The organism is Aeromonas sp. FDAARGOS 1407, from assembly GCF_019048725.1.
Lineage (GTDB): Bacteria > Pseudomonadota > Gammaproteobacteria > Enterobacterales > Aeromonadaceae > Aeromonas > Aeromonas enteropelogenes.
This window is the reverse complement of sequence record NZ_CP077399.1, coordinates 4,227,831-4,240,593: the sequence shown is the minus strand read 5'-3', so window position 1 is coordinate 4,240,593 and position 12,763 is coordinate 4,227,831. Positions and strand designations below refer to the sequence as shown.

The following is a 12,763-nucleotide window of genomic DNA, read 5'->3' as shown; positions in this document are numbered from 1 at the left end:
AAAAACATTGCATTAAAATATAGGGAACTGTTTTGTCTGTTACACCTAGTTCACAACCAAGATGGCTCAAGATATTACCGACGAAGTTATCGCAACGACTATCTGGAAATCACAATCTGCTAACTGCTATTAATAACAGTAGTTGGTTGATGTTTGATAAATTAATTCGGTTACTGCTTAGTTTGTTAGTTAGTGCATGGGTTGCACGTTATCTTGGCTCTGCACAATACGGTGAACTGGCTTATGTGTTGGCGTATTTGGCATTCTTTCAAGTGGTGGCCGTGCTGGGGATGGATGGCATAATCGTTCGTGATATTGTCAAAGATAAAACCAATGCGGGTGAGATACTTGGCACCGCATTTATACTGAGACTTTCAGCAGGCCTCTGTTGTTGGTGCATCGCTATCACTAGCATGGGGTGGTTTAATGGTTGGCAAGATCGCAGTGTTTATATTACGTCTCTTGCCGGGGCAAGTTTAATATTTCAAGCGGCAGATACGATTGATCTATGGTTTCAGAGTCAGAGTCAAAGTCGGCGGACTGTGATGGCTAAACTGTTAGCATATATTATTGCTAATGGATTAAGAATATTGCTAATTGTTAATCAAGCACCACTACTTGCCTTTGCAGTGGTGATGTCTATAGAGTTTTTTTTGGCAGCCTTGGCGTTGGTATATGCATATCGAAAATTTACCTGTCAGCAACCGTGGCAAATATTTAAAATTCGAGTTGTTATTTTATTGAAAGAATCTTGGCCTTTTATATTAAGTGGCTTGTCGATCGTGGTATATATGCGCATCGATCAAATCATGATTAAAGAAATGTTAGGCGAAGCTGAATTGGGTATTTATGCTGCTGTTTTACCATTGGCCATGCTCTGGACATTTATTCCTATGACAATTTCCGTAAGCTTGGCACCTATGTTAGCAAGGGTTAAACAACAGAGTGAACAGGCATATTTGGTATATTTGAGTAATATATTCCGTGGTTTTGCATTGTTAGGTTGGGTAGTTTGCATTCCTGTCGCAACACTATCAAATTACGTGGTCGAGTTATTGTTTGGTAGTGAGTATGCCAGTGGCTCATCAGTGCTTGCTATCGTGGTGTTTTCCAATTTATTTATTAACATGGGGGTTGCTCAAAATCTGTGGATTTTAAATGAAGGCAAATCAAAAATCAGCTTATATAAAACGATTGTTGGAGCGGTGGTTTGTTTAATTGCAAATGTAATATTAATGCCTCGGTTAGGAATTATCGGTGCCGCAATCAGTGCTGTGCTGGCGCAATTCAGTTCGACGACATTGGCTAACATTATATTTTGTCGCCAAATTTTTATACTGCAAATAAAGAGTCTAGTTCTAATAAAACATATTTATGCCAAATGAGGCGCTATTCCAGAACCGTATTGGTGGCAAGAGCTATACTTTTTTCCTTAGCCATCCCCTCATATGAGCGAGGCGTGCGCGGCTTTCAGTGTATGATCGTCGGTATTAACCGAGCGACAGCCCACCATGTTCAATCACGACATGCATTCCAAGCACGCCTTATCACTGGCCAACGCTACACTCGGCGTTATCGAGTTTGGTTCGTTGGCTATTCATGCCATCGGTAATGGACTCTCGCTCGCCAATGGGCTGGAGCTAAATCATGCTGTCAAACAGGTAGATCGCCTGAATCTTGCGCTGAGCAAGTGGGCAGACGTCATAGCAATAACATGAAAACTCATTATTTTGCAGATACTTAGAGACTACATTTTGAAAAAACTTTCAATCATCCTTCAGTTGTGATCTAAAGCATTGCTTTGTCGATGAAGCAAAGACATGAACGCATCCAGTCTGTTTGAACACATTTCTATCATCCAAGACCCACGTCAGAGTTGGAAGGTTGAGCATAACCTCTTCGACATCTTATTGTTGACGGTCTGTACCGCAGGGCGAGAGCATGAGTAGATTATTTGTTAAAAAACAATACTCATATGCGTAAAGTAGCCCGCTTTCGGCAGATCTTTCATCGTATACCTTGTGTGTGATGTACGAAAAACAAACACCGAAAACTGTTAGAGCCGAGCTTAACTGTGAGCCAGTGTGGTGAAGTTAACATTTTCATAACTTATGATCTCGCCCTGGTCTGTACCGTGATTGCGGGTGCTGAAGGATGGGAAGATATCGAAGAATTTGGCAAAGAACGGCTTGATTGGCTCAGACAATATGGTGATTTTGCTAATGGTATCCCAGTGCATGGCACCATTGCTCGGGTGATGAGTCGGGTCAATCCCAAGCAATACTAAATAACTGATCCTAATTCCGCTCCAGTTGCATAAGCCCATGTCCGTTGCCAGGGAATGGCGCGGCATTATCCAGAAAGTAGCGCACTCGATGTAACAGCTCATCCAATGTTCGGCATTGGTGGTTCCGGGTGATGGTTTCATGGAGGGCATGCCACAGGCGCTCAATCCGGTTTACCCATGGTGAATACACCGGCTGGAATAGCACGATGAACTTCGGATTGCTTGCCAGCCAGCGCTGCGCTTTCTTGCTCTTGTGGATGATGTAGTTGTCCAAAATCAGCGTGATGCTCTTGGCGCGCCGATAGGTTCGTTTCAGCGTCTTGAGCAGTGACAAGAACAAGTCCGTGTCTTTGCTATCGCTCGCCACATAGGTTACGTTACCGGTTCCAGCATGCAGGGCACCGGCGATGTAATGCTTGCGATTTTGGCCCGGCGTCACCACTTTCTTCTGCTTTCCGCGAAGCATCCAGTCCGCACCCAGTTTGGGGTTGAGGTGGATATCCACCTCATCTTCATAAAACACTGGGTGGTCGATACTGCAACGTGCCAAGGCCTTGTTGATCTCCGTCATCTTGGCCTCTTTGTTTGGATCGCGAATGCGCAAAGTGGGCGCCGGTCGGCGCCAAACAATCCCGAGTCGGGGCAGCCAGTGCCGTATTGTCGAAGCATGCAATGACAGCTGCCAATTCCGCTTTAGTTCAAGCGCATCAGTTCGGTACTCCAACGGGAGCGCTGATACCCCAGCTCCTGTGGTGAGAACTGGACCAACAATCGCAACAGGCCAGCGATCTGCACGAATGGCAGCACGGGCTTACGGCCGCGAGGCTCACTTTCAAGGCCTTCCAGCCCGTACAGTGTGTACCAGTTAACCCAGCGGTTGATCGACGAACGGGCGGCGGCAGTGAGTCGGGAAACTGCCGAAACACTATGGCCATCGGCCAGTAGCAAGATGACGTTGAGTCGCCGGCAGTGCTCTTTATCTTTGGTCCGGTGTATCAAATTGATGATCCGGCGTCGCTCAGCTCGGTCGGGGAGTGTTAGCATCATTTCGGGCTCGGATCGTTTGTCGTTTGGTTGGTTTTGCGATTGATCAGATCGCACAAACGACGCCGAGTTCCCTTCTTCCCCGAACAAATGATCTACATTTCGGAACGGTTATTTAGCAAAGCACTCAAGCTTGGATGAGCAGTTGCCATGAAGCCACCCCAGGTGATGTCGTGGCAATAGAAGGTAAGACGGTACGGCGCTCGTTCGACAAAGGAAAGAAGCAAGGTGCGATACACATGGTGAGTGCTTTTGCCACGGCCAATCAGGTGGTGTTGGGCCAAGTGAAGATCGAGGCAAAATCTAACGAGATCACAGCCATCCCAGAGTTGCTTAAGCTATTGGAAATTAAGGGCTACATTGCCACCATAGATGCCATGGGGTGTCAGAAGGATATCGCAAAAGCGATATTATAACGCGAAGCAAACTATCTCTTGGCCGTAAAAGGTAATCAGGGACAGTTGGAGGCGGCATTTGACAAGCACTTTCCACTGTACAGCCTGAAGAACTATGAAGGTGATTACTACAACAGTGAGGACAAAGGCCGTGGCCAGATAGAGACGCGTTTGCACGTGGTCAGCGAAGTATTCGGTGATTTTTTCGATCTTAGTTTTGAGTAGCCTGAGTTGCAAACACTGGGCGTAGTGATTTCATTTAGGCAAGCATAGCGACCCGAGCGTGCACTATTACATCAGCTCAGCCAAGTTAACGGCCAAGTAGTTTGCTAATGCCATCCAGGCGCACTGGCAGGGCAAGATCATGAACGTTTTTTAAACAAATGCAGCATATTTTGACCTGGGGATCGGATTGTGATCTGATGCTCCCTTTTGGGAGCACGTTGATGCAACTCGATGCCTTTTCTGAAGTTTTCTCCGATCTCCACGACCCGCGCCAGTCGGCAAAAATTGCTTACCCCTTGTTCGACATCGTGTTCCTGACGGTGTGTGCCATCATAGGTGGTAGTGAAGGCTGGGAAGACATTGAAGACTTTGGGCAGGCTCATTGCCGCTGGTTCCAGGATAAAGGCTTGTTTCCCAATGGGCTTCCTGTTCACGACACCATTGCCAGAGTGATATCCCGGCTGGCGCCAGACGAATTTCAGACATGTTTCCTCAAATGGATGAAAGTCGTCCACGCGCACGCTAGCGGCGAGCTGGTTGCCATTGATGGCAAGGTTCTACGTAGTTCGTATAACCGGGAGGATCGGCAGTCCACCATTCACATGGTCAGCGCGTTTGCCAGCGCCAATGGTGTAGTGCTGGGACAGATCAAGACGGACGCTAAGTCCAATGAAATCACGGCCATTCCGGAGTTATTGGCGTTGTTGGATATCCGGGGCTGTTTGGTTTCCATTGATGCTATGGGCAGCCAAACCGAGATCGCCGGCAAAATAGTCGACAACGGGGGCAACTATCTACTGGCAGTCAAAGGCAACCAAGAAACCCTGTATAGCGCAGTACGTGAGGCCATGTCACCACAGGCACGGGAAGGGAGCCTCCAGGGCACGATAGAACGCTCACGAGGGCGAATAGAGATCCGTGAGTACCATGTCATGCCAGCGGGTGCGATAGTCGAGCAATTCCCGGCCTGGAAAGGCTTGTCCACCTTGGGGGTAGCCATCGGTTATCGGTGTGACAGCAAGGGGCATGAATCGCTGGAGTACCGTTACTACATCAGCTCGGCGGCCCTAACCGAAGAGCAATTCGCCAATGCGGTGTGCAGTCATTGGGGCATCGAAAATCAGCTGCATTGGGTTTTGGATGTCACCATGAAAGAGGACGCTTGTCCGATCTACAGGGGTGATGCTGCTGAGATACTGGCCACAGTGCGGCATATGGCCCTGAACATGCTCCGGGCGGAAGAAGGGAAACGAGCCAGCATCCGCCGCAAACAGAAGATAGCAGCTATGAATAGCGACTATCTGGAACAGGTGCTTTTGGCTGGAATTAGAGCGACGAACAAAAACTGAGCATTCATGCTCTTACCCTGGGCGCACTGGCAGATAGAAGCGCAATTGCACTGGAAGTTGGATATCGGTCTGCGAGAGGATGAGTGCAGGATCCGCCGAGGCGATGCGGCAGAAAACTTGGCAGGAGTGAGGCATATAGCGATGAATCTTTTGACGAACGAGAAGAGTCTGAAGGCGGGAATAAAGCGCAAGCAATTAAAGGCGGCGCTGAGTACTGAGTATTGAGTACCTGGGCAGAGTCCTTGCGGGATAAGGTTTTTTAATGGTCTTGCCCTGCATTTAATACATGGTTAATAGCAGTAATGCTCGATTGGCTGAAGAATAAATTTTCAAATATTATATGTCAGGCTAAATTTAACATGTTTATTAATTTTTTGAATAAAAAACCAGTAGATGCTAATGTATACCTTTTTTACAAGCTTATATTTACATCTTTGATTGTCGCAATATTATCTTCACTAAATAGCTATTTAGGAATAATATTCTTGTTTTTGATTGTATTGTTAAGTATAAATAAATTTAAATTTATTGCTTATCTATCGATACTATGTTCAGGGTTTCATGGCATTCTTCAGTTAAATGGATTGTCACCGATTTCTAGCGCTATTGATGTGGTGTTCACGATAATTCTTTACATGCAGTTGATGCTTTACCTTATAATAAAAAGACGTGTTGAAGTTATGCTGTCAAACAATGTGTATATGATTATAGGATTGTTGGCAACAATGACGTTTAGTGTGCTTTTATCAAAATATAATAATGACTACATATTCTTGCTTTTATATTTGAAAGATTTTTTTATACCATTGACTGCTTTCTTCTATTTCTACATACTTATTCGAGAGAAAATAATAGACTCAGAAGATGTAATCAAATTTTTATATTATGGCATATTGATAGTTTCAATTTTTTCTTTATTGCATTATATGTTCAATATAACTGATGTTTTTGATAGATATGTACCAAGACGTGGTTTAAAAGGTGATGAGTTTGGCTCAGTAAGAGTTGTAATGGGTGTATCAATTACTAGAATGAACTCATTATTTGTATTGTCGACGCAAGGTGCTTCATCTTGTCTGTATGCAATAGGCTTATATTTATCAATTTTTGAAAATAAATTTTTGAAAATTAAGAGGATAGTTGCATTGCTATATGCCACTATTTTCTTGCTGTGCGGTATTTTTGCGGTTTCATTTTCATTTGTTTTAACATTTATTATAATTACACTAACAAATGCAGTAACATCAAGTAGTGTTTATTTAAAATTAATTTCTGTGATAACTGGGAGCGGTGTTCTGCTTCTCGCGTCATTGTTTTTATCAGTTGATGATGGAAACCGTTCAGTTAGTTTAATTCCTTATGCTTGGGATGGATTTATTAGACCTGCTATCGGTGTCTTGGATAAAATGAGTTTTGGTGATTTTATTTTTGGTTTTGGTTTAATACCCAAGCTTTACTATAATGAGTATCTATCTTTAGATGCAAAAAACTTTTTAAGTAACGTTATTTATGATAATTGGCTCCTAGGGGCATTTTTGCAAGTGGGTTTTTTATATGTATTAATATCAATACTGTTGTTAGTGTTTGTTTTTCATCGATTAAATACAACAAAAAATAAATCAACTTTTTTATCGGCTTTGATTTTTCTCTCATTAATAGGATTCTCACATGGTTTTTTCTTATTAGATCGTTTGTTTATATTTAAAGCCACATTGTTATTGGCAATCATTTTTAATGATCATGTAAATGTAAAGTCAGATACGATGTTGAAATATATCAAAAGGAAGTTTTTTGGATGAACTATTCAATCATAATACCATCTTATATAAGACCAGTTGAGCTTGAAAGATGTATCAATACATTGATTGATATATTAAATGATAATCTAAGATTGGTTGTTATTTTAGATGGTAGCCCAAAGTTTATTTTTGATATGGTAAGAAGTTTTAAATCGAAATACATTCACCTTATAGAAGGTGATGGAAATCTATTCTGGGGGGGGGCTATCAACTTGGGTATGGCTTATTCCTTCGAACATTTGGCGGCAGAACGTGTGATTTGGCTAAATGACGATACTTTTTTTACTGCTGATAATGTTATAAGTTTTATTAATACTACTTATGAGAAACATGCTATAGTTGGTGCGAGGCTTATTGGTAGAAACGTTAATAAAAATATCTATGGAGTAGAAGAATATTCAAACTTAGTTCCAGTGAAATTTTTAAATGGAAATTTTACCTCTATTCCTCGTGAGGTTTATAACCACTTTGGTAATATTGACAATAATAAGTTCCCTCACTTTGCTGATGCCCCTTATTTAGAGAAAATTGTAAAAGATAATAGATTTAAACTATTTGTAAATAGTAACGTATCAGTCGACATTCATTATGATGTACTTCGTCATTTATCGGCTTATGAGCAATTTGCAATAAGGGACAAAAAAATAGAATTTATTCGATGGTCATTTTTCGATATTCGCTCCAAGTGGTATTTTATTTATCGAAAAAATTATTATTTAAACAAATTTGGAGTGGCAGGTTATCTATTTTTTTTGGTTGCTTTTTTTAGAGATTGGGCTCGTGTTATTTTTACCTGTCCATATATTTTCTTTTGTGAAAAAACAATAAAAACAAAAGTAATTAAAAGTTTGAAATATAGGTTGCCTGAACAAGAATTTAATAGCCTTTTGGATGAAATAAAATGAAAATAGTTGTTTCCAATGTATTTGGACCACTTAATCTAGGTGATTTTGAATTATTTAAGAAGCTTGTAAATATGATCGAATCTGATGCTGCCCAGATCACGGCTATTGCAAGAGAACCTGAGCTTTCCTCCTATCATTTCCCAAATATAGAGTTTTGTGAACAGCTGGGGAAAGCAAATACATGGTATTTGAGATTTATATATTTATTTTTTTCTTTTATCTATCTGTTTAGTCCCGCGTTAACAAAGATGGTTTTGCCTAAAAGTCAGTATCGTGCTTTGATGAATTTGCGTGATAGTGATATTACTATAGCTTGTCCTGGTGGTTTTTTAGAGGACTCTACATTTTCATTTTATGCACACTTAGTCCAAATTTTTTTGGCAAAAAAACTGTCAAAAAAAGTAGTTCTAGCACCAATGTCAATTGGACCAGCACGATCAAGGATTAATAAATTTTTTCTAAAGCGAGTACTCAACGAAATAGATAGGATATATGTTCGTGAATTAGTAAGTGCCAAACTCTGTGAGGAGTTAAATATAAATTATGTATTGAGTAATGATCTTGCTTTTGAGTTAAAAGTAGAATCTACCACTCAAGTCATTAAAACAAATAGAGCTTTATTTACAATTATTAATTGGAACTTCCCGACGAGTGATGATCCAGTTCATCAGCTGAACAATTACATTAATTCATTGGTAAATGCCGCCTTACATTTGCACTATCAATATGGATTTGATATTGGTGTAATACAACAGGTTGCTAGTGATAAACCTGCCATTGATAGATTTGTTCGCGAGTTGGCTAAAAAAAATATTCCAGTTACGATTGAAGGCGATGGTTATACACCAGAGAAAATAATGAACTTGATCGCATCTGTTAAAGTAGTGGTTGCATCCCGCTTTCATAGTGCAATATTTTCACTGAATGTTAAGACACCAGTTGTGCCTATAAGTTATTTACCAAAAACATCAGGGATGCTAGAATTGTATAATTGTAAAGACATATGTTTAGATATCGTAGATTTAGATAGTAATGAACTTGTTATGAAGCTCAACAAATTACTTGATGAGCCTGAATATTATGCCGAAGTTCTTAAAAGATTGAGCTCTGCGCTAAAAAATCATAAGGCATTCGAGAATGATAGTTTTAACTGTTGGTCCAAATAAAACGCCTGTTACGGGGCAATCAAAATGCTATAACCATTTTATAGAAAACACTAAGCATGAGGTTTTAAATATTTACTGTAACGGTTATAGTAAACTATACTTTTTCAAATACATCTATTTGATTGTTTATCATAGATTATTTTCTAAATATGAGGCAATTTATTTTACTTCCTCAAGAAGCAAGCTTGGTTTTATCAGAGATTTGGTTTTAGTTGCTGTTAACTACAATCGTAAAAACTGTTTGATAGTGAATCATCTCCATGGAGCTGATTTTAAAGAGTTTTATAATACATCTAATTTTTTTTTTAAAAAAATAGTTGATTTTGTTTATTTTAGAATTGATATATCTATTGTGCTAACTAAAGGAATGAAAGAACAATATTTAAGATACAAACATATGAAGTTGGAAGTGGTGGCAAATTATTATGATGATAGTGATATTGGTGCTATTAGGGAATTTAAAGTTAATGAGCCTTTAGAAATCCTTTTTCTTTCCAATTTAATACCATCAAAAGGTTATCAAGAGTTAATAAATACGGTCAATGTTATCAATTCCATGTATGACAGTCGGTGTTTATTACACTTGGCGGGGGCGGCTTTTGATGCAAACTCAAGACGTTTGATCTTAAATACTGATCTCGGTCACCATGTTAAGTATCATGGTGTTGTGTCTGGTGAAAAAAAAGTTGAACTACTAAATCGAGCTCATATATTGGCTTTGCCTACCTATTACCCAACCGAAGCTCAGCCGCTTTCTTTGATAGAGGGTATGGCATCTGGTTGCTATCTTATTACCACAGATCACAATTATCTTCCAGAATTTGTTGGTAGCAAAAATGGAAGCATTTTGAATGTCCAGAAGGATTCTTTTAATAAAATCGATGAAAGTCAGTTGTTGCTACATATAAAATCAGCTATTGAAGGGGATGTCATTTTAAACGATGTAATGAATTACAATTATCTCTATGCTAGAAAGCATTTTTCAAGTCTAGTGTATATTAGTAAAATTGATGAAATTCTTGAGGGTAAATATGAAAAAAGCACTCATCACCGGCATCACAGGCCAAGACGGTTCTTATCTAGCTGAGCTGTTGGTTGAAAAGGGTTATCAGGTTCACGGTTTAATCCGCCGCGCGTCTTCTTATAATACCAGCCGCATCGATCGCCTGCGCCAATTAAGTGACAATATCACTCTGCACTATGGTGACTTGTCCGACAGCTCCAACCTTAATCGATTGATCAAAGAGATAGCGCCTGATGAGGTGTATAACCTCGGAGCTATGTCCCATGTGGCAGTCTCTTTTGAATCTCCTGAATGTACAGCCGATGTCGATGCCCTCGGCACCCTGCGTATTCTTGAGGCGATTCGAGTGAATGGTCTGGCGCAAAAGACCCGTTTCTATCAAGCCTCTACCTCTGAGCTTTATGGTTTGGTGCAAGAGATCCCGCAGCGCGAGACTACCCCGTTCTACCCACGTTCTCCCTATGCGGTGGCCAAGATGTATGCCTACTGGATCACCGTTAACTACCGTGAATCCTATGGTATGTATGCCTGTAACGGTATTCTGTTTAACCACGAATCGCCACGTCGTGGCGAGACCTTTGTGACCCGCAAGATCACCCGTGCGATTGCCAATATTGCCCAAGGCCTCGAAAGTTGCCTGCATCTGGGCAATATGGATGCTCTGCGTGATTGGGGCCACGCCAAAGATTACGTACGTATGCAGTGGATGATGTTGCAACAAGAGCAGGCCGAGGATTTCGTCATCGCGACTGGCAAACAAATTTCGGTGCGTGAATTTGTGCGTATGTCAGCCCTTGAGGCCGGTATCGAGTTGGTCTTCAGCGGTGAGGGCGTGAATGAGATTGCAACCGTAACGGCAGTAAACGGTGACAATGCGCCGGGTGTGACGGTGGGTGATGTGATTGTTCGCGTCGATCCCCGCTACTTCCGTCCGGCTGAAGTTGAAACCTTGTTGGGCGATCCGGCCAAGGCCAAGGCCAAGCTGGGTTGGGTGCCGGAGATAACCGTCGAGGAGATGTGTGCCGAGATGGTAGCTGCGGACCTCGACAAGGCCAAACAGCATGCGCTACTCAAGGCCAATGGTTTCGATGTATCCCTGTCGGTTGAGAACTGATCCTATGAGCAAGAAACGTGTTTTTGTCGCAGGACACAGAGGGATGGTCGGCTCGGCCATCTGCCGTCAGTTAAGCCAGCGTGCGGATGTGGAACTCGTGATTCGCAGTCGCAGTGAGCTGGATTTAACCTCTCAGCAGGCAGTGACGGCGTTTTTCCAACACGAGCGCATCGATCAGGTCTATTTGGCTGCTGCCAAGGTGGGTGGTATTCACGCCAACAATAGTTATCCCGCCGAGTTTATATACGAGAACTTGATGATGGAGTGCAATATCGTCCACGCCGCGCACTTGGGGGGGGTACAAAAACTACTGTTTTTAGGTTCATCGTGCATTTACCCCAAGTTGGCGGAGCAACCGATGACCGAAGCGGCCCTGCTGACAGGCACGCTGGAAGCCACCAACGAGCCCTATGCGATTGCCAAGATCGCTGGTATCAAGTTGTGTGAATCCTATAACCGCCAATATGGTCGTGATTATCGCAGCGTGATGCCCACCAATCTGTATGGCGAAAACGACAACTTCCACCCGGAAAATTCCCATGTCATCCCGGCCTTGATGCATCGTTTCCACGAAGCCAAATTACGTGGTGATAGCCAAGTAGTGGTGTGGGGCAGCGGCACTCCAATGCGGGAGTTTTTGCATGTAGATGATATGGCCGCCGCCAGCATTCATGTGATGGAGCTGGCCGATGACATTTATCAGGCCAATACCGAGCCGATGCTGTCACATATCAACGTGGGCACCGGGGTGGATTGCACCATTCGTGAATTGGCAGAGACCCTGGCCAAGGTGGTCGGCTTTGCCGGCGCGGTGGTGTTTGATACCACCAAACCCGATGGCACGCCGCGTAAGTTGATGGATGTTAGCCGGTTGAATAATTTGGGTTGGCGTTACACCCACTCGTTAGCAGCAGGCTTGACCTTGACGTATCAGTGGTTCCTGGAGCACCAAGATGACTTTCGTAAATAAAGAAGTCGTGAGTCATCCGAGTCATTGGTTAGATAACGCACAATTTCAACAGGTAGTGGCGGCAACGCCACTTATCTCGATTGATCTGATTGTGCGAAATCAGCAAGGACAGATATTGCTTGGCCGACGGTTAAATCGTCCGGCGCAAGGTATCTGGTTTGTACCCGGTGGTCGGGTGCGCAAAGACGAGCGATTGAATGCAGCTTTTTTGCGTTTAACCCAAGAGGAGTTGGGCTTTGCTACGAGCCGCGAGCACGCCTCTTTCCTAGGCCCCTATGAACACTTTTATGCAGATAATTTCTCGGGTGAGAGTTTTTCAACTCATTACGTGGTACTGGGGTATGAACTGGCGTGGCAGGGGCAACATAATACGCTGCCGGTGAGCCAACACGACCAATATCGCTGGTTTGACGTGGATGAGTTGTTGCAAGAGAGCTGTGTGCATCAACACACCAAAGATTATTTTTTAGAAAGGACGTAATGCC

Annotated in this window: 10 protein-coding genes and 4 pseudogenes; 13 read left to right on the top strand and 1 reads right to left on the bottom strand. The window is 42.5% G+C overall.

Going from position 1 to position 12,763, the window contains the following annotated elements; all coding sequences use genetic code 11:
• Window positions 1–32: 32 nt before the first annotated feature.
• The 3 genes and pseudogenes from I6L37_RS19805 to I6L37_RS19795 all read left to right on the top strand — a co-directional run.
• Window positions 33–1,385, top strand: coding sequence for a flippase (locus I6L37_RS19805; protein ID WP_302056864.1), 1,353 nt, complete (start codon window positions 33–35; stop codon window positions 1,383–1,385).
• Window positions 1,386–1,511: 126 nt separating this feature from the next.
• A pseudogene (locus tag I6L37_RS19800) lies at window positions 1,512–1,697 on the top strand (IS4 family transposase); the annotation flags it as partial.
• A 416-nt stretch (window positions 1,698–2,113) separates the two neighbouring features.
• A pseudogene (locus I6L37_RS19795) lies at window positions 2,114–2,284 on the top strand (transposase family protein); the annotation flags it as partial.
• Window positions 2,285–2,297: 13 nt separating this feature from the next.
• On the opposite strand, the pseudogene I6L37_RS19790 reads toward I6L37_RS19795, so the two are convergent.
• Window positions 2,298–3,334 (bottom strand): annotated as a pseudogene (locus I6L37_RS19790) (IS630 family transposase).
• Window positions 3,335–3,468: 134 nt separating this feature from the next.
• Between I6L37_RS19790 and I6L37_RS19785 the strand changes: the two are divergent.
• The 10 genes and pseudogenes from I6L37_RS19785 to I6L37_RS19745 all read left to right on the top strand — a co-directional run bounded on the left by I6L37_RS19785 (window position 3,469) and on the right by I6L37_RS19745 (window position 12,759).
• Window positions 3,469–3,747 carry an ISAs1 family transposase gene (locus I6L37_RS19785; protein WP_216992764.1) on the top strand — a complete coding sequence of 93 codons (279 nt, stop codon included), beginning with the start codon at window positions 3,469–3,471 and terminating at the stop codon, window positions 3,745–3,747.
• 425 nt (window positions 3,748–4,172) lie between these two features.
• A complete protein-coding gene (locus I6L37_RS19780; RefSeq protein ID WP_216992763.1) occupies window positions 4,173–5,300 on the top strand; it encodes an ISAs1 family transposase in 1,128 nt (375 codons plus the stop codon).
• 21 nt (window positions 5,301–5,321) lie between these two features.
• Window positions 5,322–5,525: pseudogene (locus tag I6L37_RS22115) on the top strand (ISAs1 family transposase); the annotation flags it as partial.
• Between the two features lie 77 nt (window positions 5,526–5,602).
• A complete protein-coding gene (locus I6L37_RS19775) occupies window positions 5,603–7,099 on the top strand; it encodes a hypothetical protein (protein ID WP_216992762.1) in 1,497 nt (498 codons plus the stop codon).
• The gene (locus tag I6L37_RS19770; RefSeq protein WP_216992761.1) at window positions 7,096–8,004 is read left to right on the top strand and encodes a glycosyltransferase family 2 protein; all 909 of its coding nucleotides are present in this window, start codon (window positions 7,096–7,098) and stop codon (window positions 8,002–8,004) included. The genes I6L37_RS19775 and I6L37_RS19770 overlap by 4 nt, the downstream gene beginning before the upstream one ends.
• Window positions 8,001–9,170: a polysaccharide pyruvyl transferase family protein gene (locus I6L37_RS19765; protein ID WP_216992760.1), complete on the top strand. Its 1,170-nt coding sequence runs from the start codon at window positions 8,001–8,003 to the stop codon at window positions 9,168–9,170. Before I6L37_RS19770 ends, I6L37_RS19765 begins: the two co-directional genes overlap by 4 nt.
• A complete protein-coding gene (locus I6L37_RS19760; protein ID WP_216992759.1) occupies window positions 9,142–10,257 on the top strand; it encodes a glycosyltransferase in 1,116 nt (371 codons plus the stop codon). Before I6L37_RS19765 ends, I6L37_RS19760 begins: the two co-directional genes overlap by 29 nt.
• The gene (gmd, locus tag I6L37_RS19755) at window positions 10,202–11,308 is read left to right on the top strand and encodes a GDP-mannose 4,6-dehydratase (protein ID WP_216992758.1); all 1,107 of its coding nucleotides are present in this window, start codon (window positions 10,202–10,204) and stop codon (window positions 11,306–11,308) included. The genes I6L37_RS19760 and gmd overlap by 56 nt, the downstream gene beginning before the upstream one ends.
• A gap of 4 nt (window positions 11,309–11,312) precedes the next feature.
• Window positions 11,313–12,278: a GDP-L-fucose synthase gene (locus I6L37_RS19750; RefSeq protein WP_216992757.1), complete on the top strand. Its 966-nt coding sequence runs from the start codon at window positions 11,313–11,315 to the stop codon at window positions 12,276–12,278.
• On the top strand, window positions 12,262–12,759 hold the full coding sequence (locus tag I6L37_RS19745) for a GDP-mannose mannosyl hydrolase (RefSeq protein ID WP_216992756.1): 498 nt from the start codon (window positions 12,262–12,264) through the stop codon (window positions 12,757–12,759). Before I6L37_RS19750 ends, I6L37_RS19745 begins: the two co-directional genes overlap by 17 nt.
• Window positions 12,760–12,763 lie beyond the last annotated feature (4 nt).